This window comes from Streptomyces sp. NPDC088254, from assembly GCF_044740925.1.
In the GTDB taxonomy this organism is placed as follows: domain Bacteria; phylum Actinomycetota; class Actinomycetes; order Streptomycetales; family Streptomycetaceae; genus Streptomyces.
The window spans coordinates 155129-180765 of the sequence record NZ_JBIURQ010000013.1 but is presented as its reverse complement, the minus strand read 5'-3'; the positions used below and the strand labels follow the sequence as shown (position 1 = coordinate 180765).

The following is a 25637-nucleotide window of genomic DNA, read 5'->3' as shown; positions in this document are numbered from 1 at the left end:
GCCTGCGCCAGGCTCGGCGCACTGGTCTACACCATTGGTCCAGGTCCCGGCCCCACGTTCACCACGGGAGGCAGGGGGGTTCGCAGCATCCCTGAGGAGGGTGGCGTGAAGCGCAAGCTGGCAGCCGCGATCTGCATCGCGGGCATGACGGTCTCCGTCGCGGCGTGCGGGGACGGCAAGGACAGCGGGGCGGACAAGGGATCCGAGGCCGGCGAACTGACGGTCTGGCTCACGGTCGACGCCCAGAACAACTGGCCGGACCTGGTGAAGGCCGCCGACGCCGCCGTGGCGAAGAAGCACCCCGGTGTGAAGATCACCCACGAGTACTACGGCTGGCCCGACAAGAACGCCAAGCTCGACGCGGTCCTCGCCACCGACAAGGCCCCCGACGTGGTCGAGATGGGCAACACCGAGATGCTCGGCTACATGGTCAAGGGAGCCTTCGCCCCGCTCGACGCCTCCGCGTTCGACAACTCCTCCGCCTGGCTGGACGGCCTCAAGGCCTCGGTCTCCTACGAGGGCAAGACCTACGGCGTCCCGTACTACGCCGGCGGCCGCGTCGGCAACTGGCGCAAGGACCTCTTCGCCTCCGCCGGAGTCAAGGCCGCCCCCAGGACCTACGCCGAGCTGACCGCCGCCCTGGACAAACTCCAGAAGAAGGAGGGCGGCAAGTTCAGCGCCTGGTACCAGCCCACCCGCGACTGGTACGCGGCCATGTCCTTCGTCTACGACGCCGGCGGCTCGATCGCCGTCGAGTCGGGCGGCGAGTGGAAGGCGAACCTGTCCTCACCCGAGTCCGTCAAGGGCCTCACCGAGTTCAAGAACGTCGTCGACAGGTACATGCACGGCGACAAGACCAAGGACGAGTCCGACCGCCACATCGTCTACGGCCAGGGCAAGTCCGGCATGATCTTCGGCGCGGCCTGGGAGGGCGCGACCGCGGAGGCCCCCGAGAACGACAAGAGCGGCAAGCTCAAGGGCAACCTCGAGAACTTCGTGATGCCCGGTCCGTCCGGGAAGAACCTCCCCGTCTTCCTGGGCGGCTCCGACCTCGCCGTGCCGGTGAAGTCCGACGCGCAGGCCCTCGCCGCCGAGTGGATCAACGCCTTCACCGGACCCGCCGGCCAGAAGGGCCTGATGGCCAAGGGCAACCTGCCCAACAACAAGACCGACCTCGCCACGCTGAAGAACGACGCGGCCACGGCGGTCCCGGCCACCGCCGCCGAGTCCAACTGGTTCGTCCCGATGGCCCCCGGCTGGGGCCAGGTCGAGAAGGCCCAGATCCTCCAGACCATGCTCCAGAGCATCGGCACCGGCAAGAAGACGGTCGAGGAGGCCGCGAAGGAGGCGGACGCCGCCATCGACAAGGTCATCAACACGAAGTGACCGGCGAGAGCGGGGCCCCGCCGCCGGGCAGCGGGCGGGACCCCGCCTCAGTACGACCGAGGGACCGCTGAGGAGCGCGCGATGAGTGCCGCAGACACCACCACCCATGCCAAGGCGCCACCGCCGCGCCAGGCGCCACCACCGCCGGCCGTCGCCAAGCAGCCGCCCACAGGACGCCGGTCCGGCGCCGCCGCTCCCTGGCTGCTGCTCGCACCCTGTCTGCTGGTCCTCGCCCTCGTCATGGGCTATCCGCTGGTCCGCCTGGTCACCCTGTCGTTCCAGAAGTTCGGGCAGTCCCAGCTGTGGGGCTTCCAGCCCGCGGAGTCGGTCGGCTTCGCCAACTTCACGAACGTGCTGGACGACGGGGAGTTCTGGCAGGTCGTCGTGCGCACGATCGTCTTCGCCGCCGGCTGCGTGATCTTCACGATGGTCGCCGGCATGCTGATCGCGCTGCTGCTCCAGCGGGTCTCCGGCTGGGTGAAGACCCTGGTCAACATCGCGCTGGTGGCCAGCTGGGGCATGCCGATCATCGTCGCCACCACCGTCTTCAAGTGGCTCTTCGACGCCGACTACGGCATTCTCAACGCCCTGCTCAGCAAGCTGCCCGGTGTCGAGCTGATCGGCCACAACTGGTTCGCGAGCGGGCCGCAGGGCCTGGCCGTGATCATGCTTTTGGTGGTGTGGGGAGCCGTGCCCTTCGTGGTGATCACCCTGAGCGCCGGTCTCACCCAGGTCCCCGCCGAGCTGGAGGAGGCCGCCCGGCTGGACGGCGCGGGCTCGTGGGGCGTCTTCCGGTACGTCACCCTGCCCATCCTCAAGCCGATCATCGTGATGCTCACGACCTTGTCGGTCATCTGGGACATGGGCGTCTTCCCGCAGGTCTTCGTGATGCGCGGCGGCCACCCCGAGCCCGAGTTCCAGATCCTGACGACCTACTCCTACGACCGCGCCTTCGTCGTCAACGACTACGGACAGGGCTCGGCGATCGCCCTGATCACCGTGCTGCTCCTGCTCGGCGTGGTCGCCGTGTACATGCGCCAGATGCTGAAGATCGGAGACGTCGAGTGAGCGGCATCAGCAGCGTGCGCGCGCCCGCCGCCGGGCGCCACAAGTCCAGGCTCGGCTGGAACCTCCTCGGCCTGCTGGTCTTCGTCATCGCCGGCTTCCCCGTCTACTGGATGCTCAACACGGCGTTCAAGCCCGCCAAGGACGCCATCGACCCCGACCCGAGCCTGCTGCCGACCGGGCTGACGCTCGCCAACTTCGGCCGGGCGCTGGACATCTCGGACTTCTGGGGCCCGGTCGGCCGCAGCCTGGTCGTCTCCCTCGCGGTCGTGACCATCGGCATCGTGGTCGGCATGCTGGCCGCGCTCGCGATCTCCCGGTTCGCCTTCCGAGGCCGCAAGATCGTGATCGTGGGCATCCTCGCGGTCCAGATGGTCCCGCTGGTCGCCATGATCATCCCGGTCTTCCTGCTGCTCAACGACCTCGGCCAGTACGACCGGCTGACCGGCCTGGTCGTCACCTACCTGACCTTCGTCCTGCCGTTCACCGTGTGGACGCTGCGCGGCTTCATCGTCAACATCCCCAAGGAGCTGGAGGAGGCCGCGATGGTCGACGGCTGCTCCCGCACCGGCGCCTTCCTGCGCGTCGTCTTCCCGCTGCTCGCGCCCGGCATGGTCGCCACCTCGGTCTACGCCTTCATCCAGGCCTGGAACGAGTACCTCTACGCCCTGATGCTCCTCAGCCAGAAGAACCAGACCGCGACCGTCTGGCTCGGCAACTTCACCACCAAGCACGGCACCGAGTACGCCCCGATGATGGCCGGCGCCACCATGATGGCCGTACCCATCGTCGTCCTCTTCCTCCTCGTCCAGCGCAAGATGGCCGCGGGTCTGACCGCGGGCGCCGTGAAGGGATGACGCCCCGATGACGACACTCACGAGCGGCACCGACGCCCTCACGCGGGACGCGCTCACCGTCCTGCAGCCCGGCTTCCCCGGGACCACCGCCCCCGACTGGCTGCTCCGCCGTCTCGGCGAAGGCCTGGCCTCGGTCGGCCTGTTCGGCCGCAACGTCGCCTCGCCCGAGCAACTGGCCTCGCTGACAGCGCGGTTGCGGGCAGAACGCGAGGACGTGATCGTCGCGATCGACGAGGAGGGCGGTGACGTCACCCGCCTGGAAGTGCGGACCGGCTCCAGCTTCCCCGGCAACCTCGCGCTGGGCACCGTCGACGACGTGGAACTGACCCGGGAGGTGGCCCGGGAGCTCGGCCGCCGGCTCGCCGACTGCGGGGTCACCCTCAACTGGGCCCCGTCGGCGGACGTGAACTCCGACCCCCGCAATCCGGTCATCGGCGTCCGCTCCTTCGGCGCCGACCCCGACCTGGTCGCCCGGCACACCTCCGCCTATGTCACCGGCCTGCAGTCCGCGGGCGTCGCCGCCTGCGCCAAGCACTTCCCCGGCCACGGCGACACGGCCGTCGACTCCCACCTGGCCCTGCCCCGCGTCGACGCCGCCCCCGAGGTGCTGGCCGGGCGTGAGCTCGCCCCCTTCCACGCGGCCGTCGCCGCGGGCAGCCGGGCCGTGATGAGCGCCCACATCCTCGTCCCCGCCCTGGACCCGGACCGCCCGGCGACACTGTCCCGGCGCGTCCTGACCGATCTGCTGCGCGGCGAACTCGGCTACGACGGCCTGATCGTCACCGACGGCATGGAGATGCGGGCCGTCGCCGCGACGTACGGCATCGAGCGCGGCAGCGTCCTCGCGGTCGAGGCCGGCGCGGACGCGATCTGCGTGGGCGGCGGCCTCGCCGACGACGCGACGGTACGACGCCTGCGCGACGCCCTCGTCACGGCCGTCCGCGCGGGCGAGCTGCCCGAGGAACGCCTCGCGGACGCGGCGGAACGGGTGCGGGCGCTGGCCCGCTGGACGGCTTCGGCGCGGGCCGTGCCCCCGTCCCCGCGGGAGGTGACGCCCGCCGGCGTCGGCCTGGACGCGGCCCGCCGCGCGCTCCGCGTCACCGGGGCGGAGGGCTTCACCCCACTCACCGAGGCCCCCTACGTCGCCGCCCTCACCCCGGTCGCCAACATCGCCGTCGGCGACGAGACGCCCTGGGGCCTGGCCGTGGAACTGGCCCGGCTGCTGCCCGGCACCCGGACGGGCGGCTTCACCGGCGAGGACGCGGGGCGGGCGGCGTCGGCGGCGGCGGGGGAGCGCCGGATCGTCGCCGTGGTGCGCGACGAGCACCGCCACCCCTGGATGGCGAAGGCCCTGGACGCCCTTCTGGCCGCCCGCCCCGACACGATCGTGGTGGAGATGGGCGTGCCCCAGTCCCCGCCGCGGGGAGCCCTCCATGTGGCCACCCACGGAGCGGCGAGGGTGTGCGCCCAGGCGGCCGCCGAGGCCCTGACGGGCCCCCGCTGACCGGGCGGCAGGATCAGATCCCCTGCCAGGCCGGCTTGTCGGCGTAGGTGTGGCGGAAGTAGTCCGCCAGCTTCAGCTTGGACGCCGCGGGCTCGTCCGCGACCACCGTGGCGTGGGGGTGGAGTTGCAGCGCGGAGGCCGGGCAGACCGCCGCGAGCGGGCCCTCGACGGTCGCCGCCACCGCGTCCGCCTTACCCTCGCCCGTGGCCAGCAGCACCAGATGCCGTGCCTCCAGGATCGTCCCGATGCCCTGGGTGATCACATGGTGCGGGACCTGCTCGACGTCGCCGCCGAAGAAGCGCGCGTTGTCGATCCGGGTCTGCTGGGTCAGCGTCTTGATCCGGGTGCGCGAGGCCAGCGAGGAGCACGGCTCGTTGAAGCCGATGTGCCCGTCGGTGCCGATCCCGAGCAACTGCAGATCTACCCCGCCGGCCTCGGCCAGCGCCCGCTCGTAGGCCTCGCACGCCCCCGGCACGTCCTCGGCCGTGCCGTCGGGGCCGAGGAACGCGTCCATCTCGATGCCGAGCGGCTCCAGCACCTCCCGGCGCAAGACCGAACGGTAGGACTCCGGGTGGTCGGCGGGCAGCCCCACGTACTCGTCGAGCTGGGCGATCCGGGCCCGCGAGACGTCCACGGCTCCCGCGCGCACCTTCGCCGTCAACGCCCGGTAGACCGGGAGGGGGGTGGAACCGGTGGCCACGCCCAGCAGGGCGTCGGGCTTGCGCCGCAGGAGTCGGGCCATGGCCTCGGCGATGAGCTCGCCGCCCGAAGCGGCGTCCGGAACGATGACTACTTCCACGCTGGGCCTGCCGTTCTGGGAGATCTGACGTGGTGTGACATGTGGTTTAGACCAATTTATCAGAGGGGTGGGCCGCGCGACACGGCCGCGAGGTCTGCGTCCGGAGAAATTGCTCCGCCCATCCGGCCCGCTCGGGAACCCGCACAGGCTAGGCTGCGGGGTGGGCACACCATTGCCACAGCTTCCGCCTTCCCCGCACAGGAAGGCGGACCGAGGACCGGAGCTCTCTGCCCTGACTGCCCCGGCTCCTCACCTTCGGCCGACCGGGACCGCACACCCCAGCGGCCGAGATTGCTCCGGGCTGCGGTGCCGGGAGGGTTGAGGGTCCCTCCCAGGCGCCGCGGCCCGCGGGTGTTTTCCGGGCCCTCCGCCCCCGCGGGTACGCTCGCACACGTGCCCTCCATGAACGAACTCGTACGCCAGCACACCGCACTCGACGACTCCGACCTCGAGTGGCTCCACCTGCTGGTCTCGGAGTGGCAACTGCTCTCCGACCTCTCCTTCGCGGACCTGGTCCTGTGGGTCCCCACCCGCGACGGCACCCGCTACGTCTCCGTCGCCCAGATGCGCCCCAACACCGGCCCCACCTCCTACCAGGACGACATGGTCGGCCACCTCGTCCCGCGGGGCCGCCGCCCCCTGCTGGACGCCGCCCTCGACGAGGGCCGCATCGTGCGAGAGGGCGACCCGGAGTGGCGCGAGGAGGTCCCCGTCCGCGTCGAGTCGATCCCCGTCCGGCGCGACGGCCGCGTCCTCGGCGTCATCGCCCGCAACACCAACCTGCTCACCGTGCGCACCCCGAGCCGGCTGGAGCTCACCTATCTCCAGAGCGCCTCCGACCTCGCCCAGATGATCGCGGCCGGCGCGTTCCCCTTCCCCGACCAGCAGATGGACATGGATGCCGCGCCCCGCGTCGGCGACGGACTGATCCGCCTGGACGCCGACGGCATCGTCCAGTACGCCTCCCCGAACGCGCTCTCCGCCTACCACCGGATGGGGCTCGCCTCCGACCTGGTCGGCCAGCACCTCGGCCGGACCACCGCCGAACTCGCCCCCACTCGCGGCCCGGTGGACGAGGCGCTCGCCAAGGTGGCCAGCGGCTGGGCGCCCCGCGAGTTCGAGATCGAGGCCCACGACGGCGTCATCCAGTTCCGCGCGATCCCCCTCAAGCCCAAGGGCACCCGCATCGGTTCACTGGTCCTGCTCCGGGACGTCACCGAACTGCGCCGGCGCGAACGCGAGTTGATCACCAAGGACGCGACCATCCGGGAGATCCACCACCGGGTGAAGAACAACCTCCAGACGGTCGCGGCCCTGTTGCGGCTCCAGGCCCGGCGCATCGAGTCCGAACGGGGGCGGGAAGCCCTGGAGGAAGCGGTCCGCCGCGTCGGCTCGATCGCCATCGTCCACGAGACGCTGTCCCAGAACCTGGACGAGCGCGTGGAGTTCGACGAGATCGCCGACCGCGTCCTCGCGATGGTCGCGGAGATCTCCCCGGGCAAGGTCGTCGGCCGGCGCACCGGACGCTTCGGCATCCTGGACGCGGAGGTCGCCACCCCGCTGTCCATGGTGCTCACCGAGATCCTCCAGAACGCCCTGGAGCACGGATTCCGCGAGGGCGAGACCGGCACGGTCGAGGTCGCCGCGGTGCGCGGCGGCACCACCAAGGAGGCCCGCCTCCTGGTCACCGTCCAGGACGACGGCGTGGGCCTGCCCGCCGGGTTCGACCCGCACACCTCGGGCAACCTCGGTCTGCAGATCGTACGGACGCTGGTGGAGGGGGAGTTGGGCGGCGCCTTCGACATGGTCCCGGCGCCGGAGCGCGGCACGCGGGTGATCCTGGACATCCCGGTGCGGGCGCAGAAGTGAGCTGCCGGGAGTGAACTCCGGCCTGTGTGAGCGCTGCTGACGGAATGTGAGCGCCCTGGAGCGCCCTGGCCGTGCACAGCAAGAAGCCCCGGACCGCTCAGGGGTCCGGGGCTCGAATGCTCGTTGCCAGCTTGTGCTGCGCATCGGGGGTACTGCGCGCTGCGGCTCGGGGGCGGGAGAAGCGTACGCGGTGTACGCGCCGCCAAGCTCAGGCTGTGCGGGGCGGGTGTTGTCAGGCGGAGGCCTGACGGGCCCGGTTGCGGGCGGCGCGGCGCTTCATGGCACGGCGCTCGTCCTCGCTGAGACCACCCCAGACGCCGGAGTCCTGGCCGGACTCGAGCGCCCACTGCAGACACTGCTCGATAACGGGGCAGCGACGGCAGACGGCCTTGGCTTCCTCGATCTGCAGCAGCGCAGGACCGGTGTTGCCGATGGGGAAGAACAGCTCGGGGTCTTCCTCGCGGCAAACGGCGTTGTGACGCCAGTCCATGGCTGCTACCTCTCCTTGGTATTACGTGCAGGTTGCTTGTGAATGTGAACGCTTTCACGAATCCCTCAACAAGTGAAGGGCCACCAGCCGGGTTGCCCTGGCGTGGGTCCTGGTGTTTGTAGAGGGGTTCCGGTGATCAGCGGATGCCGGTGTTGCGGGCTGTCCCGATCGCCACGTAGAGACTCGCAAACCTCAGCGGCGGATACAACCCCTTCCGGAAAGTTTTTTTTGATTCCTCGGTGTCGACTAGGTCACAGCCGTACTTCCATGGGGTGGATCCTGGCCTAAACGTTCGAGTGAAAGGACTTTAGCCAGTTCTGCTCACACAATCACACGCAGTGCACGGCGTACGCCTGTGAACGTCACGCTGGTTCGCAGCCCCAGGTGGTCACCGTCCATCTGGAGGGGTAGAGGGACCTTCGAATGCAAGGTGAAGCGGTCCAGGTCGTGCAATGAGACAGCGTGCTTGCCATGGGGGCCCCGCTCGGGGGACGAAGTGAGCAACTGGGTGCCATACCGGACAACCGCAGCGGTGGACAGACGGCTGAGACCGAATACGTCGAGCCCGCTGTCGAACGAAGCCTTAGGCGACGCGTACACCGGGCGATTGCCCAGATAGGTCCACGGAGCCGTGTTGCAGACGATGGACAGCACCAAATCGGTCACCGGGTCCGCGCCCGGCCGTTCCAGAGTGATCGTGCCGTGTCGGCGCTGTGGTTCGCCGAGAAGCTGGCGCATGGCCTGGCGCACGTAAAGAGCGTGTGTGGATTTCTTGCCGCGTTCCCGGTGCTGTTCCACACGGCCCACGACCCCGGCGTCGAATCCGAGCCCCGCGTTGAAGGTGAACCAGCGGGCCGGCACCGCCTCGTCCTCGGTACCCGGGGTGCCGGAGGTCAGGCCCAGGCCGACCGTGCGCTCCCTGCCCTCGCGCAACGCGTCCAGCAGTACACCGGTGGCCTCCACCGGGTCGTTGGGCAGGCCGAGGGCGCGGGCGAAGACGTTGGTGGAGCCACCGGGGACCACGGCGAGGCCGGGCAGGCGCTCGGGGGCGGGCCCGTCGTGCAGCAGGCCGTTGACCACTTCGTTGATCGTGCCGTCGCCGCCCAGGGCGACGACCATGTCTATGTCCTCGCTGCGCGCTGCCTGCCGTCCGAGATCCCGGGCGTGCCCGCGGTACTCGGTGGTGACGGCGTCGAGTTTCATCTCGCTGGCGAGCGCGTGGATGAGGACGTCACGCGTCCGTGCACTGGTGGTCGTTGCAGCCGGATTGACGACGAGAAGTGCACGCATGGTCCGCAGCGTACCTACTGGGTGGTACCGGGGCACAGGCCGATCAAGGGATCGGTGAGAGTTCCCGCCGTGACCCTCACCACGGGCCCGGGTCCGCCGCGGATACGCTTCGGGGGTGAGTGGTGAGCAGAAGCCCGTCGTGCCGGAAACCGCAGGCCCGCGCCCGCGTCGTCTGACGTATGCCGCCGTCCTCGTCGCCCTGGAGGGATTGGCGCTGCTCGTCGGCGGGGTGTGGATCCTCGTCCTCGGGGTGGCCGGCGATCCCGACGACCGGAGCCAGGCCGTCACCGGCGGGGTGACGCTGGCGGTGCTCGCGCTGCTGCCGCTGCTGGCCGCCCGCGGGCTGCTGGGCCGCCGGGGCTGGAGCCGGGGCCCGGCCGTGATCACGCAGATCCTGGCGCTGCCCGTCGCCTACAACCTGCTCCAGGCCGAGAGCATGGCGATCCCGGCGGGCATCGCCCTCGCCGTCGTCGCCGTCTCCGCTCTCGTCCTGCTCGTCAACCCCGAGACGACCCGGGCCCTCGGGATCCGGGGGCCCGGCAAGAACGCCGGTGGCGGCGACGAGGAGAAGTAGCCCTCACTCCTCGACCCTCACTCCTCGACGAGGAGCTTCTCCCGCAGCTGGGCCAGTGTGCGCGCCAGCAGTCGCGAGACGTGCATCTGCGAGATGCCGACCTCCTGCGCGATCTGCGACTGCGTCATATTTCCGAAGAAGCGCAGCAGCAGGATCCGCTTCTCCCGTGGCGGGAGGTCCTCCAGGAGCGGCTTCAGCGACTCCCGGTACTCCACGCCCTCCAGCGCCTCGTCCTCCGCGCCGAGCGTGTCGGCGACCGCCGGGGACTCGTCGTCGGTGTCGGGGACGTCCAGCGACAGCGTGGAGTAGGCGTTGGCGGACTCCAGGCCCTCCAGCACCTCCTCCTCCGAGATCGCCAGCTTCTCGGCCAGTTCGTGGACGGTGGGGGAGCGGCCGTGCAGCTGCGACAGCTCGGCGGTCGCCGTCGTCAGCGCGAGGCGCAACTCCTGGAGCCGGCGCGGCACCCGCACCGCCCAGCCCTTGTCGCGGAAGTGCCGCTTGATCTCGCCGACCACCGTCGGGGTCGCGTACGTGGAGAACTCCACACCGCGGTCCGGGTCGAAGCGGTCGACGGACTTGATCAGACCGATGGTGGCGACCTGGGTGAGGTCGTCCAGCGGCTCGCCGCGGTTGCGGAAGCGGCGGGCGAGGTGCTCGACGAGAGGCAGGTGCATGCGGACCAGCCGGTTGCGCAGCTCCGCGTACTCGGGGCTGCCGTCCTTCAGTCCGCGCAGCTCGACGAAGAGCGCCCGCGCGCCGCTGCGGTCCTGCGGCTCGCGATGGTGGGGCTCGCGGCGCTGAGGCTCGTGCCGCGCGCCTGGCACGCCCTGTTCGTCGTCTCGCTCGTGCTCGCTCATCGTCCCGCCCGTCGCCCTCTGTCGAGCCTTTGTCTCAGCCCGGCCGGGGGTACCCCCGATCCGCCTCTCCCGAGGCGGCTCCTGCACCGCACCGCCCGCCAGGCCGGCGGCCCCCACGGAGGTCTGGTCGTCCTCCGGATGCGGCCGCGCCTGCTCGGGAATGCCGTCGACACCCATGCGCCGGGAGCCGTCCGAGGAGAGAGGCGCCCCGGCGCCCTCGGCAGGCAGCCCCCGTGTGCCGCGCTCTTCGTCCCGCACCGGCCCGTCCCCGTTCCTCACGCCGGCCCGGGTCCCGCGCCGCGTTGTTTGTAGAGGCTGATCGAAACGGTCTTGTCCTCGTCCACGGCGGAGGAGACCTTGCCCGCGAGGGCGGACAGCACGGTCCAGGCGAAGGTGTCCCGCGAGGGGGCGTGGCCGTCCGTGGTCGGGGCCGAGACGGTGACCTCCAGTGAGTCGTCGACCAGGCGGAAGACACAGCTGAGGACGGAACCCGGCACGGCCTGCTGGAGCAGGATCGCGCACGCCTCGTCCACCGCGATGCGCAGGTCCTCGATCTCGTCCAGGGTGAAGTCCAAACGGGCCGCGAGGCCGGCCGTGGCCGTCCGCAGCACCGACAGGTAGGCACCCGCAGCCGGCAGCCGGACTTCCACGAAGTCCTGGGTCGCGGGCTCGCCTGCGATCTGGGACACCCTCACCTCCAAGGTGGTACAAGCTTTTCAGGGCCGAGGGTCACCCCCCGGGGTAACGCGTGTGTGGTGCAGCGGTGACGCTATCGCGCTCTCAAGTCTCCTGTCCCGGGACCCCAACCCCATGGCGTCACTCACAGTAAACCTGTGAACACGCTCCGTGTCTAGGGGTCTGCCCGGTCCAAATGGGAACAGGGCGCGCCGGGTTGACGTACCCATGCGTCAGATGCTCGAACCGTACCCGCTGGACGGCCCGGCCGCCGGGGGGCGGTTCGGGCCAGGACCTGCGAGGTTCGCCGAGCACGCGGCGCTCACACGAGGACGTGGTCGACGAAGCACCAGCGCCAGTTCTCACCCGGTTCGAACGTCCGCATGATCGGGTGGCCCGACTCCTTGTGGTGCTCCGTCGCGTGGCGGCCCGGCGAGGAGTCGCAGCAACCCACGTGCCCGCACGTCAGGCACAGCCGCAACTGCACCGGGTGGGTGCCGTTGCGCAGGCACTCCGGACAGGTCTCGCCGAGCGGGTCCGGTGGGGGGTGCGGCAGCGCGTCGGCGTGCGTGCACTGTTTCATGATTGCCAGGTTACGACGCGCGCGCGGGCGACCGCGCGGAAAACCGAGGGCGGGACGACATGGACGTGATGCCACTGCTGTTGCTGGTGGCGGGCAGTGCGGCGATCGCCGGGGCGGCCCGGCGCACCCCGGTGCCCGCCCCGCTGCTCCTGGTGGCGGCCGGCCTGGCCGCGTCGTTCGTGCCGGGCGTCCCCGACTACACCCTCGACCCGCACATCGTCCTGCCGCTGCTGCTGCCCCCGCTGCTGTACACCTCCGCCACCGACAGCTCCTACCTGGACCTGCGCGCGCAGCTGCGGCCGGTGGCGCTGCTCTCGGTCGGATACGTCCTGTTCGCCACGGTCGCCGTCGGCTACGCCGCCCACCTGCTCATCCCCGGCCTGCCGCTGACCGCCGCGCTGGTGCTGGGCGCGGTGGTCGCCCCGCCGGACGCGGTCGCGGCGACCGCGGTGGCCCGCAGGGTCGGACTGCCCTCGCGGATCACCACCATCCTCCAGGGCGAGTCCCTGCTGAACGACGCCACCGCGATCACCGCCTACAAGGTGGCCCTCGCGGTCGTCGTCGGCACGGGCGCGTCCTGGGTCGGCGGCGTCGAGGAGTTCCTGATCGCGTCGGTCGGCGGCACCGCCGTAGGGCTCATCCTGATGGCGCCGCTGCACTGGCTGCGCACGCACCTGAAGGAGCCGCTGCTGCAGAACACGCTGTCCCTGCTGATCCCGTTTGTCGCGTACTCCGCCGCCGAGCAGTTCCACGCCTCCGGCGTCATCGCCGTGGTCGTCGTCGCCCTGTACCTCGGCCACCGCGCGTGGGAGGTCGACTTCGCCACCCGCCTCCAGGAGGAAGCGGTGTGGAAGATGGTCGCCTTCATCCTGGAGTCGGCGGTCTTCGCCCTGATCGGCCTGCAGCTCCAGGTCGTCCTGAAGGGGCTCGACGCGTACGAGGGCCCGGACGCCGCCTGGTACGCCGTCGCCCTCTTCCTCGTCGTGGTCGCGACCCGCTTCCTGTGGGTGTACCCGGCGACCTTCCTGCCGCGGCTGCTGTCGGCGCGCATCCGCGCGCGTGAGGAGGACCCGACCTGGCGGGGACCGATCGTCATCGCCTGGGCCGGCATGCGCGGCGTGGTCTCCCTCGCCATCGCCTTCTCCATCCCGCTCACCATCGCCCACGGCACGGAGCCCTTCCCGCACCGCAACCTGATCCTCTTCCTGACGTTCACCACCGTCATCGGCACCCTGGTCGTGCAGGGGCTGACCCTGCCCCCGCTGATCCGGCTGCTGAAGTTCCCCGCGGTCGACCCGCAGGCCGCCACGCTCGCCGAGGCCAACGCGCAGGCGCAGGCCTCCCGGGTCGCCGAGGAACGCCTGAACGCCCTCCTCGCCGACGAGCGCAACGCCCTCCCCCCGCCCCTCGCCGACCGTCTGCGCACGGTCCTGGAGCGCCGCCGCAACGCCGTCTGGGAGCGCCTCGGCCAGGTCAACGAGGTCACCGGCGAGACCGTCGACGACACCTACCGCCGGCTGTCCCGCGAGATGATCAGCGCCGAACGCGAGGTGTTCGTCCGCCTCCGCGACAGCCGCCACATCGACGACGAGATGCTGCGCACGCTGCTGCGCCGGCTCGACCTGGAGGAGGCGGCCGCCTTCCGCGAAGCGGGATGACGTCAGGCGGGGAACGGGGAGCCCGTGACCACCGCCGTGACCTGGGCGCCGCGTGGAAAGGCGCCCTCCTCCGCGAGGGCGGTCAGGGCGTACAGCGCCTTGGCGACGTAGAGACGCTCGACCGGCAGGGCGTGCCGTTGCTCGAAGTCGTCGGCGAAGGCGTCGAGAGCGGCCGGCACGCGCGCGTACCCGCCGAAGTGGAAGCGCTCGTCGAGCCGCCACCGGCCGCGCGGCCCGCCGAACGCCTCCGCCTGCAGGGCCCGGACCTCGTCGCCGAGGAAGCCCCCCTTGAGGACGGGTATGCCCAGCGCCGACTGGCTGGGACCGAGGCCGGCGGCCAGTCCGGCCAGCGTGCCGCCGGTGCCGCAGGCCAAGGCGACGACGTCGCCGCGCCCCCGCAGCTCATCGCCCAGCGCCCGGCAGCCGCGGACGGCCGCCGCGTTGCTGCCGCCCTCCGGGACGACGTACGTGTCCTCGGCGCCGGCGGCGCGCAGAAGGGCCGCGAGAGCGTCCGGCTCGCTCTTGCGGCGGTAGGCCGCCCGGTCGACGAAGTGCAGCCGCATCCCGTCGGCGGCGCAGCGGGCCAGGGAGGGGTTCAGCGGGCGGTCCGCCAGCTCGTCCCCGCGCACCACCCCCACCGTGGGCAGGCCGAGGAGCCGGCCGGCGGCGGCCGTGGCCCGCAGATGGTTGGAGTACGCGCCGCCGAACGTCACCACCGTCCGCCCCCGCGCCGCGGCCAGGTTCGGCGCCAGCTTGCGCCACTTGTTGCCGATCAGCTCCGGATGGATCAGGTCGTCCCGCTTGAGCCACAGCCGCACTCCGCGCCGGGCGAACCGCTCGTCGGACACCTCCTGCACGGGCGAGGGCAGCCGGGGGCGCAGCGCGGCGGGATCGAACGGAAGGGAGCTGGTCACCAGGCCATTGTCGAACATCGTTCGGGCGGGGAAAGCGCTCTTCCCAGGCCCCCGGTGATCCATTCCCCCTCGTTCGTGTAATAGCACGAGCACCCTGCGTGATGGAAGGCTTGCGGACGAAACAGTGCAGCGGCGCATCACGGCGTCCGTGCATGACCGGGAGGGCAATTCCTTATGTCGGTAGGCGAAGAGGTCCGCGCCGAGCAGGGCAAGCCGCAGCAGAGCCTCGGCACCGCGGCCGCGCGGAACCTGGCCACCACGACCAAGTCCGCACCGCAGATGCAGGAGATCAGCTCCCGCTGGCTGCTGCGGACGCTGCCCTGGGTGGACGTGCAGGGCGGCACGTACCGGGTGAACCGACGACTGACGTACGCGGTCGGCGACGGCAGGGTCACGTTCGTCAAGACCGGCGACCGCGTCGAGGTCATCCCCGCCGAACTGGGCGAACTGCCGGCGTTGCGCTCCTACGAGGACGAGGAGGTGCTCGGCGAGCTGGCCCAGCGCTGCCGCCAGCGCCAGTACGCCCCGGGCGAGGTCATCGCCTCCTTCGGCAGCCAGACCGACGAGGTCCATCTGCTGGCGCACGGCAGGGTGGAGAAGATCGGCACCGGCCCTTACGGCGACGACCAGGTCCTCGGCGTCCTCGCCGACGGCGCGTACTTCGGCGACCAGGCGCTGCTGGACGGCGAGTCCATCTGGGAGTACACCGCGCGCGCCGACACCACCTGCACGGTGCTGACGCTGTCCCGCGCCGACTTCGAGCAGGTCGCCGAGCGCGCCGACTCCCTGCGCGCGCACCTGCGTTCGCTGCTCTCCATCCCCGCGCAGCAGACCAACCGCTACGGCGAGAAGTCCGTCGACCTCGCCGCCGGCCACGCCGGAGAGGCCGACATCCCGCACACCTTCGTCGACTACGACGCCCGGCCGCGCGAGTACGAACTGAGCATCGCCCAGACGGTGTTGCGCATCCACACGCGGGTGGCCGACCTCTACAACCAGCCCATGAACCAGACCGAGCAGCAGTTGCGGCTGACGGTCGAGGCGCTCAAGGAACGCCAGGAGCACGAGCTCGTGAACAACCGGGAGTTCGGACTCCTGCACAACTGCGAGTACGACCAGCGGCTCCAGCCGCACGACGGCGTGCCGAGCCCGGACGACCTGGACGAACTGCTCAGCAGGCGGCGCGGGACGAAGATGCTCCTCGCCCACCCGCGCACGATCTCCGCGATCGGCCGTGAGCTGAACAAGCGGGGGCTCGTCCCCGAGACGATCGACATCGCCGGCAACCGCATCCCGACCTGGCGCGGGGTGCCGATCTACCCGTGCAACAAGATCCCGGTCACCGAGGCCCGGACCAGCTCGATCATCGCGCTGCGTCTCGGCGAGCAGGAGCAGGGCGTGATCGGGCTGCGCCAGTCCGGCATCCCGGACGAGATCGAGCCCAGCCTGTCCGTGCGGTTCATGGGCATCAACGAACAGGCGATCATCAAGTACCTGGTCACGGCCTACTACTCGGCCGCGGTGCTGGTGCCGGACGCGCTGGGCGTCCTGGAGAACGTCGAGATCGGCCGCTGGCGGTGACCACGCCGGCCCTGACGCGCCGGGGGCGGGGGCGGCCGGGGGGCACGCGATGCCCGGCGGCCGTGTTGCCGCCACCGTCCGCGGACCCTGCGAGGGGGACCTCATGACCGAAGTGACGGAGACCAGGCCCCATCCGGGCGGGGCACGGCAGCGGCGTTCCTCCGCCGCGAGCCGGTCGGACGGCGGCCCACCGGGGGCCGCCGCCGAGGGGCAGGAGGCGGCGGCGATCCTGGAGGACGCGCGCGCCGTCGTCGACCCCGCCCTGCGCACGGCGCTGGAATCGCTGCCCGGCTCGATGCGCCGTATCGGGCTCTACCACTTCGGCTGGGAGCACGCCGACGGCACACCGGCCGCGGGCAACGCCGGCAAGGCGATCCGTCCCGCGCTGGTCCTCGCCGCGGCCGCCGCGCTCGGCGGCCCGGCGGCCCGTACGGCGGCGGTCCGCGCGGCCGCCGCGGTGGAACTGGTCCACAACTTCACGCTGCTGCACGACGACGTGATGGACCGGGACGCCACCCGCCGGCACCGCCCCACCGCCTGGACCGTGTTCGGCGACGCCGACGCGATCCTCGGCGGGGACGCCCTCCAGGCGCTCGCCCTCGGCATGCTCGCCGAGGACCGGCACCCGGCGTCACCGGCGGCCGCCGCCCGGCTCGCGGCCTGCGTGGTCGAACTGTGCGCCGGGCAGCAGGCGGACACGGCGCTGGAGAAGCGGCACCCCGCCGAGGTCACCCTCGACGAGGTGCTCGTCATGGCCGAGGCGAAGACGGGCGCGCTGCTCGGCTGCGCCTGCGCGATGGGCGCGCTGTACGCGGGGGCGTCCGGGGCGGACGTCGAGGCGCTGGACTCGTTCGGCCGGCAGGCCGGGCTCGCCTTCCAGCTCATCGACGACGTGATCGGCCTGTGGGGCGACCCCCGGCGCACCGGCAAGCCGGCCGGCGCGGACCTGGCCGCCCGCAAGAAGTCCCTGCCCGTGGTCGCCGCGCTCACCTCGGGCACCCCGGCGGCCGCGGAACTGGCCGAGCTGTACGCGAGGCCGTACGACCCGGCGGACCTGGAGCGCACCACGCGGGCCGTGGAGCGGGCCGGCGGGCGCGAGTGGGCGCAGGAGCAGGCGGCCGACCGGATGGCCCGGGCGATGTCCGAGCTGGCCCGGGCGGTCCCGGAACCGGAGTCCGCGACGGGCCTGCTGTCCCTGGCGGAGTTCGTCACCCGGCGCAGTAGCTGACCGCGGGAGCGGTGCCCGCCGACACCTACTCACGCCGGCGGGAACCGTCCTACTCTGAGGACATGGACAGGGAAAACCACGTCTGTCCCGACTGCGGGCAGGCCGTAGACACCGTCGTCCGGCGTCACAAGACGCTGGGCGCCTGGGTCCCGCGATGGGTAGCGGGTCCGTGCCACAACCCCGGCTGCGCGTCGTACGAAGAGGGAGGCGTCGAACTGCACGGTCACCCCGAGAACACCCACCCCACCTCCGAACCGGACCCGGCCGACACTCCAACGGCCCCCACGACCTGACCCGATATCCGTCACGTCCGACCAGCGCCGGGCTCGCGTTCACGCGGGACCCGGCGACCGTCGAGCACGAGCCTTTCACGCCTGCGGGTCGCGGGCGGTCAGGCAGTACAGCCCGCCCGCCGGGTCGCGCAGCACCGTCCAGTGCGGGTGGACGGCGACGAGGCTCGCGCCGAGCGCCTCGTGACGGGCGCGCACGGCGTCGATCCCGCCGCCGCACGCCAGGTCGAGGTGCGCGGACACGCCCCGCTCCTCGCCGAGCCGCTGGAGCAGGATCCGGATCGGCAGCCCCGCGGGCGGGGCGACCACGTGGAAGCCGGGCAGCGAGCCCGGCCGGGGCGTCCAGCCCTGGCCGGCCAGGAGGCCGCTCCAGAAGGCGACTTCGGTGTCGTAGGCGGACGGCGGGACGTCGACGCAGACCTGGTCCAGACGGCTGCCGGCCACCACCGGCGGCCGCGCGGACTCCCCGTGCCAGGGCACCGCGCAGAACAACTGCCCGGCGGGCGACCGCAGCACGGACCACCCGTCGTGCGCCGCGACGGTCTCCGCGCCCGACGCGCACGCCGTTTCCACGAACGCGGGTACGTCCCTCGCGCAGAAGTCGAGATGCGCGCCGCCGTCACCGCCGGTGACGCCCTGCGCCTTCACACACGCGTCGGCGCCCTCCGGGAGCAACGTGACGAACTCGCCGTCCTCGCCCCGGGGTGAGGACACCCGCGTATCCGTGACGGCGGTCCAGAAAGCACACGCCGACTCGAAGCCCCCGGCGGGCCGGTCGACGAAGGCGTACGTCCAGCGGACGAGGGCGGCTGGGGCAGGTGAACTCATCCGCCGATCGTAGATCGGCACGTGAGCGGCCCCGCACGACCGCACCCGGACCGCGACGGACGCCGGATCGGCGCCCCGCGGGCCGGGTGCGGTCACGAAGACTCTGCGACGACAGCGGTCGGGCGCAGGTCGAACGGCGTGATCGGAGATCAGGCCTTCTTGGTCTCCCAGAAGATGCGGTCGATCTCGGCGATCAGCTCCAGGGCCTTCTCGCCGGTCTTCGGGTCCGTGGAGGCCTTGGCGGCCGACAGGGCCTTCAGGGTCTCGTTGACCAGCTCGTGCAGCTGGGGGTACTTCTCGAAGTGCGGGGGCTTGAAGTAGTCGCTCCACAGCACGGAGACGTGGTGCTTCGCGAGTTCGGCGCGCTGCTCCTTGATGACGGTGGCACGCGCCTGGAAGTGCGGGTCGTCGTTGGCGGCCATCTTCTCCTGCACGGCCTTCACCGACTCCGCCTCGATGCGGGCCTGGGCCGGGTCGTACACGCCGCAGGGCAGGTCGCAGTGGGCGCTGACCTTCACCTTGGGGGCAAACAGGCGGGAAAGCATGGAGCGTTCCTTCCTCGTGATCGTCTTCTCAGGTGGGACATTACTCCTCGCCGGACAGGTTTTCGCGAGTGCCCCCTAGGGCTTGGGACAAAAGTAGGAGGCGGGACCCAGACTGGTGGGGGAACAACCAGGGGAGGTGCCGGGGATGCCGGAGCTGTCGCGTGAGACCGAGCGCACGAGGGCGGCCGCGCCCTTCGGGCTGGCGGAGGTGACCGGCCCGTCGATGGTGCCCACGCTGCGTCACGGCGACCAGTTGCTGGTGCGGTACGGGGCCAGGGTCAGGGCCGGTGACGTCGTCGTGCTGAGGCATCCCTTCCAGCAGGACCTGCTGGTCGTCAAGCGGGCCGTCGAGCGCCGTGCGGGCGGGTGGTGGGTGCTCGGGGACAACGCCTACGCCGGCGGCGACAGCACCGACTACGGCGCCGTGCCCGACGAGCTGATCCTGGGCAGGGTGTGGTTCCGCTACCGGCCGCTCGGGCCGGATCAGCGCTCGCCGCTGGCGCTGGTGCGCTGGGCGCTCTCCGCCGCCAGGCCGGTGCCGGCCGGCCGGTCGGCCTCCAGGCGCTTGCGGGCGCGGTAGGCGGCCACGTTGGCGCGGGTGGCGCAGCGGTCGGAGCAGTAGCGGCGGGAGCGGTTGGTCGAGGTGTCGAGGTAGGCGTTGCGGCAGGGGGCGGCCTCGCACAGGCCGAGCCGGTCGACGCCGTACTCGGTCAGGTGGAAGGCCAGGCCCATCGCGGCGATGGCGGCGTAGCCGGCGGTCGCGTTGGAGGGGTGGTCGGCGAGGTGCATGTGCCACAGCGGGCGGTCGTCCTCGTCCCGGGTGTCGTGGCCGGAGATCTGGGGGCTGACCGGGAACTCCAGCAGCAACGAGTTGAGCAGGTCGACCGCGAGGGTCTCGTCGCCGGCGTCGGCAGCCTCGAACACCGCGCGCAGCCGGCCCCGTACCGCGCGGAAGCGGGTCACGTCCGCGTCGGTGGCCCGGCGGGCCGCCGACCCGTTGGCGCCGAACAGGTCCCGGACGGCCTGGACCGAGGTCAGCGAGTCCTTGCCCTGCGCCGGCGCCTCGCTGTTGACGAGACGGACGGCGTAGTCCGAGTAATGGGCCAGTTCCACTTGTAGTCCTTACGGGAGGGCTCTATGGTCGTGGGACGGTCAGGTAACGACTGATCGTGCTTTCAGGGTATTACGTATCGACCGACGAGGGGGCTCTCATGGCCATGGACACCGGGACCGACTGGCAGCGCTGGCAGCAGAGCTGGGACCGGCAGCAGGAGTGGTACATGCCGGACCGGGAGGATCGCTTCCGCGTCATGCTCGACATGGTGGAGGCGCTCGTCGGCACCGCCCCGCGCGTCCTGGACCTCGCCTGCGGCACCGGCACCGTCACCGCCCGGCTGCTCGCCCGCTTCCCCGACGCCACCAGCACCGGCGTCGACCTCGACCCGGCCCTGCTCACCATCGCCGAGGGCACCTTCGCCGGCGACGACCGCGTCCGCCTCGTCACCGCCGACCTCAAGGACCCGCACTGGACGGCGAAGCTGCCGTACGACTCCTACGACGCCGTGCTGACCGCCACGGCCCTGCACTGGCTGCACAGCGAACCCCTCGCGGACCTCTACGGCCGGATCGCGGGACTCGTCCGCGACGGCGGCGTCTTCATGAACGCGGACCACATGATCGACGACACCACGCCCCGGATCAACGCCGCCGAGCGGGCGCTGCGGCACGCCCACATGGACCGGGCCAAGGAGGCCGGCGCCGTCGACTGGGCCCAGTGGTGGCAGCTCGCCGCCGCCGACCCCGTCCTCGCCGGACCCACCGCCCGCCGCTTCGAGATCTACGGCGAGCACGCCGACGGCGACATGCCCTCCGCCGCCTGGCACGCGCGCGTACTGCGCGAGAAGGGCTTCGCCGAGGCCCGGCCGGTGTGGTGCTCGCCGTCGGACACCCTGCTGCTCGCCCTCAAGTAGTAGGACCCGCACACGCGAAGGGGGCGGTACGAAGGATCTCGTACCGCCCCCTCACCCGGGTCGGGTCACAGCACCTTGGACAGGAACGCCTTCGTCCGCTCGTGCTGCGGGTTCGTCAGGACGTCGCGCGGGTTGCCGGCCTCGACGACCACGCCGCCGTCCATGAACACCAGGCTGTCGCCGACCTCGCGGGCGAAGCCCATCTCGTGGGTGACGACGACCATCGTCATCCCGGACTCGGCGAGGTCGCGCATGACGTCGAGGACGTCACCGACCAGCTCCGGGTCGAGGGCCGAGGTCGGCTCGTCGAACAGCATCAGCTTCGGGTCCATCGCCAGAGCGCGGGCGATGGCCACCCGCTGCTGCTGGCCGCCGGAGAGCTGCGAGGGGTAGTTCCCGGCCTTGTCGGCCAGACCCACCCGGTCCAGGAGCTGCATCGCGCGCTCCTTGGCCTGGGCCCTGCTCGTGCCCTTGACCTGGACCGGCGCCTCCATCACGTTCTCCACCGCCGTCATGTGCGGGAAGAGGTTGAACCGCTGGAACACCATGCCGATGTCCCGGCGCTGCAGCGCGACCTCGCTGTCCTTGAGCTCGTGGAGCTTGTCGCCCTTCTGCCGGTAGCCGACCAGGTTCCCGTCGACGTACAGACGGCCGGCGTTGATCTTCTCCAGGTGGTTGATGCACCTCAGGAAGGTCGACTTGCCGGAACCGGACGGGCCGATCAGGCAGAACACCTCGCCGGACTGGACCTCCAGGTCGATGCCCTTGAGGACCTCGACCGCGCCGAAGGACTTGTGGACGCCCTCGGCCTTCACCATCGCGGTCATGCCACGCTCCTCGATCCGAACAGGTTCGCCTTGATCTTCTGGAAGACCGTCGGCGGCAGGCTCCGGCTGGAACCCCGCGCGTAGTAGCGCTCCAGGTAGTACTGGAAGACGCTGAACACGCTGGTCATGACCAGGTACCAGATCGAGGCGACGAAGAGCATCTCCATCACGGCGTACGACTGGGAACCGATCACCGAGGTCGAGCGCAGCAGTTCGTTGTAGGTCACCGCGTACACCAGCGCCGAGGTCTTCAGCATGTTGATGAACTCGTTGCCGGTCGGCGGCACGATCACCCGCATGGCCTGCGGGATCACGATCCGGCGCAGCGTCTTGCCGTGGCTCATGCCGAGCGCGTGAGCCGCCTCCGTCTGCCCCTCGTCGACGGCCAGCAGGCCGGCGCGGCAGATCTCGGCCATGTACGCGGCCTCGTTCAGGCCGAGGCCCAGCAGGGCGCACATGAACGGCGTCATGACGTCCGTCATCTCGTCCTTGTAGATCGGACCGAGGTTCAGGATCGGGAAGATCAGCGCCAGGTTGAACCACATCAGCAACTGGACGTAGACCGGGGTGCCGCGGAAGAACCAGATGTACAGCCAGGCCACGCTGTTGGTGACCGGGTTCTTCGACAGCCGCATCACGGCCAGCAGCACGCCCAGGGCCACGCCGAGCACCATGGACAGGAGGCTGATCAGCAGCGTCCGGCCGGCGCCCGCGATCACGGTCGAGTCGAACAGCTTGTCCGACACCGACTGCCAGCGGATGTCGCCGTGCGCGAAGGCGTTGACCAGCAGCGCGAGGAGTGCGAGAACGACGACGGCGCTGACCCAGCGGCCGTAGTGGCGCACGGGTACGGCCTTGATGGCCTCCGGCGGGCCGGCGAACGCCGTGTCCTTCGTCACCGGAGGCAGGTCGGCCGGCGGTGCGCCCGCGTCGGACTTGTCGAGCTTGTCAGTCATGGGGACTGCCCTTCAGTGGTGCTGGGGTCTTACTTGCCGCCGTTGATCTGGGCGGCCTTGATCGCGCCGCTCTGGGCGCCCCACTTCTCCAGCACCTTCTGGTACGAACCGTCCTTGATGATCCCGTCGACGGCCTCCTTGAGGGCGTCGCGCAGCTGGGTGTTCTGCTTGTCGACGACGATGCCGAAGGGGCCGGCGTCGTACTGCTCGCCGACGACCTCGAAGGCGTTGCCGCCGTCGGCCTTGCGGGCCATGTCCACGGCGACCGGGTAGTCGTTGACGCCGGCCACGGCGCCGCCCGACTTCACCCGGGTCTGGGCCTCGGTGTCGTTCTCGAACGACTCGATCGTGATGGCCTTCTTGCCGCCCTCCGTGCACTTCTTGGACTGCGTCTTCAGGGCCTCCTCGTAGGTGGTGCCCCGCTGCACGGCCGCCGTCTGGCCGCAGAGGTCCTCGATGGACTTGATGCCCTTCGGGTTGCCCTTCTTGACGTAGACGGCGGTGCCGGCGGTGAAGTAGTCGACGAAGTCGACGCCTTCGCCCAGCTTCTTGCCCTTGTCGTCCAGGCCCTCCTGGCGCTGCTTGTTGTCGGTGATCGACGACATGGCGATGTCGTAGCGGCCGGTGTTGACCGCGGTGATCAGACCGTCGAAGGAGCCGGAGGTGAACTTGAACTCGACACCGAGCTGCTTGCTGAGCGCGGCGGCGATGTCGGGGTCGACGCCCACGATCTTGCCGCCCTCGACATACTCCATCGGCGCGTACTCGGCGTTGGTGCCGACCTTGATGACGCCCGCGTCCTGGATCTTCTTCGGCAGCTTGGCGAAGAGGGGCGCCGTGCCGGCCTTGCCCGAAGCGTCTACGTCGCCGCTGCCGCTGCCGCCGGCGGTCTGGTCACCGCAGGCGGTGAGCAGCAGGGCGCCCGCGACCGCGAGGGAACCGACCGCGGCTAGCCGGGTGCGCGCGGCGGTGGTAGGGCGGATGGAACGTGCGGACATGGTGAGTGCCTCCGGCGGATGGAATGGAGATGCCGATGGGTCGACGAGAACACACACCTTCGGGTGTCGCGACCTCGTGTGATTACCGCATCTTGCCATTCGGACTGCGCCATTCGAGGGGGCAGCCATGTCAAAATCGGATAACGGGCGACCCCCGAACCGCATCAGTCCGGTACATCACGGCCGCACTGGGCCGCACCTTCTCCTGGAATCCATTCCTCCGGCCGAAAGATCTTCGGTCCATCTCACGATGCGGTCGCCGGAGATACGGTGTGTACGCCGACTTGAGTGCGTGTCAAGAGTATGTCTGGTCCTCGCCCTCGTGCTTCGGCGTGAGAGCCATGTCACTGAGATGATCACCGAGGGCTCGCCGGGGCGGTCGGCGGCATGCGGTTGTCGCCGTGACGTGCGGGGGCTGTGGGACTCCTGCAAGATGCGGCATGTGACCTTGCACGGATTGGACTCGTCCTGGGGCGCGTCCGTCCGGTAAGAAGGTTCTTCACACCCCTCATCCGGGGCTCAGGGCGCGTGTGCGGCGCGCCCGACGCGCAGGCCCGTACGTATCACCGCCTGGGACCTGCGCGATGCCCGCCCACTTCTCAACCAGGAGTGGCCACCCTCATCCATGAACACCTAAGGGGTAAGACACAGTGGCAGCGGAGATCGTCAATCCTCGCAGCGAAAGCGAAGCGGACAATACGGCCACGGAGGGCGGTGCGGAGCCCCTCGACTCGTTCGATCCGGCGTTCGCGCTGCACCGCGGCGGCAAGATGGCCGTGCAGGCCACCGTCCCGATTCGCGACAAGGACGACCTGTCCCTCGCCTACACTCCCGGCGTCGCTCGCGTGTGCACCGCGATCGCGGAACAGCCGGAGCTGGTGAACGACTACACCTGGAAGTCGTCCGTCGTGGCCGTCGTCACCGACGGCACGGCGGTCCTCGGGCTCGGTGACATCGGGCCCGAGGCGTCTCTTCCGGTGATGGAGGGCAAGGCGATCCTCTTCAAGCAGTTCGGCGGTGTCGACGCGGTCCCGATCGCGCTCGCCTGCACGGACGTCGACGAGATCGTCGAGACCGTGGTCCGCCTCGCGCCCTCGTTCGGCGGCGTCAACCTGGAGGACATCTCGGCGCCGCGGTGCTTCGAGGTCGAGCGCCGGCTCCAGGAGGCACTGGACATCCCGGTCTTCCACGACGACCAGCACGGCACGGCGGTCGTGACGCTGGCGGCGCTGCGCAACGCGGCGCGGCTGAGCGGGCGGGCCATCGCCGACCTCAGGGCCGTCATCTCGGGGGCCGGCGCGGCCGGTGTCGCCATCGCCAAGATGCTGGTCGAGGCCGGCGTCGGGGACGTCGCGGTCGCCGACCGCAAGGGCGTCGTCTCGGCGGACCGGGAGGACCTGACCGACGTCAAGCGCCAGCTGGCCGGGTTCACCAACAAGGCGGGGCTGACCGGCTCGCTGGAGGACGCGCTCGCGGGCGCCGACGTCTTCATCGGCGTCTCCGGCGGCACGGTCGCCGAGGAGGCGGTGGCCTCGATGGCCGAGGGCGCGTTCGTCTTCGCCATGGCCAACCCCAACCCCGAGGTGCACCCCGAGGTCGCCCACAAGTACGCGGCGGTCGTCGCGACCGGGCGGTCGGACTTCCCGAACCAGATCAACAACGTGCTGGCGTTCCCGGGCATCTTCGCGGGCGCGCTGCAGGTGCGGGCGTCCCGGATCACCGAGGGCATGAAGATCGCCGCCGCCGAGGCGCTCGCCGGCGTCGTCGGCGACGACCTCGCCGCGGACTACGTGATCCCGTCGCCGTTCGACGAGCGGGTCGCCCCCGCCGTGACCGCGGCGGTGGCCGCGGCCGCGCGGGCGGAGGGCGTGGCCCGTCGCTGACGCGACTTCC

At 70.9% G+C, this 25637-nt stretch carries 25 protein-coding genes; 12 read left to right on the top strand and 13 right to left on the bottom strand.

Annotated elements, in window-relative coordinates:
- Positions 1–105: 105 nt before the first annotated feature.
- The 4 genes from ACIOC0_RS33450 to ACIOC0_RS33435 all read left to right on the top strand — a co-directional run bounded on the left by ACIOC0_RS33450 (position 106) and on the right by ACIOC0_RS33435 (position 4812).
- Positions 106–1386 carry an extracellular solute-binding protein gene (locus ACIOC0_RS33450; protein ID WP_402159462.1) on the top strand — a complete coding sequence of 427 codons (1281 nt, stop codon included), beginning with the start codon at positions 106–108 and terminating at the stop codon, positions 1384–1386.
- Between the two features lie 81 nt (positions 1387–1467).
- Entirely contained in the window at positions 1468–2454 is a 987-nt protein-coding gene (locus ACIOC0_RS33445; protein ID WP_402159461.1) for a carbohydrate ABC transporter permease, read from the top strand.
- Positions 2451–3308: a carbohydrate ABC transporter permease gene (locus ACIOC0_RS33440; RefSeq protein WP_402159460.1), complete on the top strand. Its 858-nt coding sequence runs from the start codon at positions 2451–2453 to the stop codon at positions 3306–3308. Before ACIOC0_RS33445 ends, ACIOC0_RS33440 begins: the two co-directional genes overlap by 4 nt.
- Positions 3309–3315: 7 nt before the next feature.
- A complete protein-coding gene (locus tag ACIOC0_RS33435) occupies positions 3316–4812 on the top strand; it encodes a glycoside hydrolase family 3 protein (RefSeq protein ID WP_402159459.1) in 1497 nt (498 codons plus the stop codon).
- A gap of 13 nt (positions 4813–4825) precedes the next feature.
- On the opposite strand, the gene nagB is transcribed toward ACIOC0_RS33435, so the two are convergent.
- Complete coding sequence (nagB, locus tag ACIOC0_RS33430; protein ID WP_402159458.1) at positions 4826–5611, bottom strand: glucosamine-6-phosphate deaminase; 786 nt, start codon at positions 5609–5611, stop codon at positions 4826–4828.
- Positions 5612–6013: 402 nt separating this feature from the next.
- Here nagB and ACIOC0_RS33425 point away from each other — a divergent pair, with 402 nt between their 5' ends.
- A complete protein-coding gene (locus tag ACIOC0_RS33425) occupies positions 6014–7480 on the top strand; it encodes a PAS domain-containing sensor histidine kinase (RefSeq protein WP_402159691.1) in 1467 nt (488 codons plus the stop codon).
- Between the two features lie 232 nt (positions 7481–7712).
- Here the strand turns inward: ACIOC0_RS33425 and ACIOC0_RS33420 are convergent, their stop codons facing one another.
- The gene (locus ACIOC0_RS33420; RefSeq protein WP_003992873.1) at positions 7713–7970 is read right to left on the bottom strand and encodes a WhiB family transcriptional regulator; all 258 of its coding nucleotides are present in this window, start codon (positions 7968–7970) and stop codon (positions 7713–7715) included.
- Between the two features lie 321 nt (positions 7971–8291).
- Positions 8292–9260 carry a diacylglycerol kinase family protein gene (locus ACIOC0_RS33415; RefSeq protein ID WP_130443652.1) on the bottom strand — a complete coding sequence of 323 codons (969 nt, stop codon included), beginning with the start codon at positions 9258–9260 and terminating at the stop codon, positions 8292–8294.
- A gap of 115 nt (positions 9261–9375) precedes the next feature.
- Here ACIOC0_RS33415 and ACIOC0_RS33410 point away from each other — a divergent pair, with 115 nt between their 5' ends.
- On the top strand, positions 9376–9834 hold the full coding sequence (locus ACIOC0_RS33410; protein WP_402159457.1) for a hypothetical protein: 459 nt from the start codon (positions 9376–9378) through the stop codon (positions 9832–9834).
- 17 nt (positions 9835–9851) lie between these two features.
- On the opposite strand, the gene ACIOC0_RS33405 is transcribed toward ACIOC0_RS33410, so the two are convergent.
- The 3 genes from ACIOC0_RS33405 to ACIOC0_RS33395 form a co-directional block, all read right to left on the bottom strand.
- Positions 9852–10970 (bottom strand): RNA polymerase sigma factor SigF, encoded by a 1119-nt coding sequence (locus tag ACIOC0_RS33405; RefSeq protein WP_402159456.1) that lies wholly within the window; start codon positions 10968–10970, stop codon positions 9852–9854.
- Entirely contained in the window at positions 10967–11380 is a 414-nt protein-coding gene (locus ACIOC0_RS33400; RefSeq protein WP_004925829.1) for an anti-sigma regulatory factor, read from the bottom strand. Before ACIOC0_RS33400 ends, ACIOC0_RS33405 begins: the two co-directional genes overlap by 4 nt.
- Before the next feature lie 308 nt (positions 11381–11688).
- A complete protein-coding gene (locus ACIOC0_RS33395; RefSeq protein WP_130443646.1) occupies positions 11689–11949 on the bottom strand; it encodes a UBP-type zinc finger domain-containing protein in 261 nt (86 codons plus the stop codon).
- A 59-nt stretch (positions 11950–12008) separates the two neighbouring features.
- Between ACIOC0_RS33395 and ACIOC0_RS33390 the strand changes: the two genes are divergently transcribed.
- Positions 12009–13607 (top strand): Na+/H+ antiporter, encoded by a 1599-nt coding sequence (locus tag ACIOC0_RS33390; protein WP_402159455.1) that lies wholly within the window; start codon positions 12009–12011, stop codon positions 13605–13607.
- A 2-nt stretch (positions 13608–13609) separates the two neighbouring features.
- Here the strand turns inward: ACIOC0_RS33390 and ACIOC0_RS33385 are convergent, their stop codons facing one another.
- Positions 13610–14539, bottom strand: coding sequence for a 1-aminocyclopropane-1-carboxylate deaminase/D-cysteine desulfhydrase (locus tag ACIOC0_RS33385; protein ID WP_402159454.1), 930 nt, complete (start codon positions 14537–14539; stop codon positions 13610–13612).
- A 156-nt stretch (positions 14540–14695) separates the two neighbouring features.
- Here ACIOC0_RS33385 and ACIOC0_RS33380 point away from each other — a divergent pair, with 156 nt between their 5' ends.
- Positions 14696–16102, top strand: coding sequence for a family 2B encapsulin nanocompartment shell protein (locus ACIOC0_RS33380; protein WP_402159453.1), 1407 nt, complete (start codon positions 14696–14698; stop codon positions 16100–16102).
- A 112-nt stretch (positions 16103–16214) separates the two neighbouring features.
- On the top strand, positions 16215–17330 hold the full coding sequence (locus ACIOC0_RS33375) for a family 2 encapsulin nanocompartment cargo protein polyprenyl transferase (RefSeq protein WP_402159689.1): 1116 nt from the start codon (positions 16215–16217) through the stop codon (positions 17328–17330).
- 368 nt (positions 17331–17698) lie between these two features.
- Here the strand turns inward: ACIOC0_RS33375 and ACIOC0_RS33370 are convergent, their stop codons facing one another.
- Positions 17699–18448, bottom strand: coding sequence for a VOC family protein (locus ACIOC0_RS33370; protein WP_402159452.1), 750 nt, complete (start codon positions 18446–18448; stop codon positions 17699–17701).
- 149 nt (positions 18449–18597) lie between these two features.
- Positions 18598–18993 carry a superoxide dismutase, Ni gene (sodN, locus tag ACIOC0_RS33365; protein WP_351095090.1) on the bottom strand — a complete coding sequence of 132 codons (396 nt, stop codon included), beginning with the start codon at positions 18991–18993 and terminating at the stop codon, positions 18598–18600.
- A 145-nt stretch (positions 18994–19138) separates the two neighbouring features.
- On the opposite strand from sodN, the gene sodX reads away from it, so the two are divergent.
- Positions 19139–19573, top strand: a complete 435-nt coding sequence (gene sodX, locus ACIOC0_RS33360; RefSeq protein WP_402159451.1) for a nickel-type superoxide dismutase maturation protease — start codon at positions 19139–19141, stop codon at positions 19571–19573.
- Here sodX and ACIOC0_RS33355 read toward each other — a convergent pair.
- The gene (locus ACIOC0_RS33355; RefSeq protein WP_352250356.1) at positions 19477–20106 is read right to left on the bottom strand and encodes a CGNR zinc finger domain-containing protein; all 630 of its coding nucleotides are present in this window, start codon (positions 20104–20106) and stop codon (positions 19477–19479) included. The two genes, sodX and ACIOC0_RS33355, sit on opposite strands and share 97 nt — an antisense overlap.
- 98 nt (positions 20107–20204) lie before the next feature.
- Between ACIOC0_RS33355 and ACIOC0_RS33350 the strand changes: the two genes are divergently transcribed.
- Positions 20205–20963 carry a class I SAM-dependent methyltransferase gene (locus tag ACIOC0_RS33350; protein WP_352250354.1) on the top strand — a complete coding sequence of 253 codons (759 nt, stop codon included), beginning with the start codon at positions 20205–20207 and terminating at the stop codon, positions 20961–20963.
- Between the two features lie 65 nt (positions 20964–21028).
- On the opposite strand, the gene ACIOC0_RS33345 is transcribed toward ACIOC0_RS33350, so the two are convergent.
- Genes ACIOC0_RS33345 through ACIOC0_RS33335 form a run of 3 tightly spaced genes read right to left on the bottom strand, consistent with a single transcriptional unit; the run spans position 21029 to position 23744 of the window.
- Positions 21029–21790, bottom strand: coding sequence for an amino acid ABC transporter ATP-binding protein (locus tag ACIOC0_RS33345; RefSeq protein WP_402159450.1), 762 nt, complete (start codon positions 21788–21790; stop codon positions 21029–21031).
- On the bottom strand, positions 21787–22746 hold the full coding sequence (locus tag ACIOC0_RS33340; RefSeq protein WP_402159449.1) for an amino acid ABC transporter permease: 960 nt from the start codon (positions 22744–22746) through the stop codon (positions 21787–21789). The genes ACIOC0_RS33345 and ACIOC0_RS33340 overlap by 4 nt, the downstream gene beginning before the upstream one ends.
- A 29-nt stretch (positions 22747–22775) precedes the next feature.
- Positions 22776–23744 (bottom strand): ABC transporter substrate-binding protein, encoded by a 969-nt coding sequence (locus ACIOC0_RS33335; protein WP_402159448.1) that lies wholly within the window; start codon positions 23742–23744, stop codon positions 22776–22778.
- Between the two features lie 650 nt (positions 23745–24394).
- On the opposite strand from ACIOC0_RS33335, the gene ACIOC0_RS33330 reads away from it, so the two are divergent.
- Positions 24395–25627: an NADP-dependent malic enzyme gene (locus ACIOC0_RS33330; RefSeq protein WP_402159447.1), complete on the top strand. Its 1233-nt coding sequence runs from the start codon at positions 24395–24397 to the stop codon at positions 25625–25627.
- Positions 25628–25637 lie beyond the last annotated feature (10 nt).

Excerpts from the sequence above, each read along its gene's own strand:
- sodN (WP_351095090.1), bottom strand. The coding sequence starts at position 18,993 with ATGCTTTCCCGCCTGTTTGCCCCCAAGGTGAAGGTCAGCGCCCACTGC.
- ACIOC0_RS33395 (WP_130443646.1), bottom strand. The coding sequence starts at position 11,949 with ATGAAACAGTGCACGCACGCCGACGCGCTGCCGCACCCCCCACCGGAC.
- ACIOC0_RS33340 (WP_402159449.1), bottom strand. The coding sequence starts at position 22,746 with ATGACTGACAAGCTCGACAAGTCCGACGCGGGCGCACCGCCGGCCGAC.
- ACIOC0_RS33420 (WP_003992873.1), bottom strand. The coding sequence starts at position 7,970 with ATGGACTGGCGTCACAACGCCGTTTGCCGCGAGGAAGACCCCGAGCTG.
- ACIOC0_RS33390 (WP_402159455.1), top strand. The coding sequence starts at position 12,009 with ATGGACGTGATGCCACTGCTGTTGCTGGTGGCGGGCAGTGCGGCGATC.
- ACIOC0_RS33435 (WP_402159459.1), top strand. The coding sequence starts at position 3,316 with ATGACGACACTCACGAGCGGCACCGACGCCCTCACGCGGGACGCGCTC.
- ACIOC0_RS33380 (WP_402159453.1), top strand. The coding sequence starts at position 14,696 with ATGTCGGTAGGCGAAGAGGTCCGCGCCGAGCAGGGCAAGCCGCAGCAG.
- ACIOC0_RS33370 (WP_402159452.1), bottom strand. The coding sequence starts at position 18,448 with ATGAGTTCACCTGCCCCAGCCGCCCTCGTCCGCTGGACGTACGCCTTC.
- ACIOC0_RS33345 (WP_402159450.1), bottom strand. The coding sequence starts at position 21,790 with ATGACCGCGATGGTGAAGGCCGAGGGCGTCCACAAGTCCTTCGGCGCG.
- ACIOC0_RS33445 (WP_402159461.1), top strand. The coding sequence starts at position 1,468 with ATGAGTGCCGCAGACACCACCACCCATGCCAAGGCGCCACCGCCGCGC.
- ACIOC0_RS33335 (WP_402159448.1), bottom strand. The coding sequence starts at position 23,744 with ATGTCCGCACGTTCCATCCGCCCTACCACCGCCGCGCGCACCCGGCTA.
- ACIOC0_RS33385 (WP_402159454.1), bottom strand. The coding sequence starts at position 14,539 with ATGTTCGACAATGGCCTGGTGACCAGCTCCCTTCCGTTCGATCCCGCC.
- ACIOC0_RS33415 (WP_130443652.1), bottom strand. The coding sequence starts at position 9,260 with ATGCGTGCACTTCTCGTCGTCAATCCGGCTGCAACGACCACCAGTGCA.
- sodX (WP_402159451.1), top strand. The coding sequence starts at position 19,139 with ATGCCGGAGCTGTCGCGTGAGACCGAGCGCACGAGGGCGGCCGCGCCC.
- ACIOC0_RS33350 (WP_352250354.1), top strand. The coding sequence starts at position 20,205 with ATGGCCATGGACACCGGGACCGACTGGCAGCGCTGGCAGCAGAGCTGG.
- ACIOC0_RS33425 (WP_402159691.1), top strand. The coding sequence starts at position 6,014 with ATGAACGAACTCGTACGCCAGCACACCGCACTCGACGACTCCGACCTC.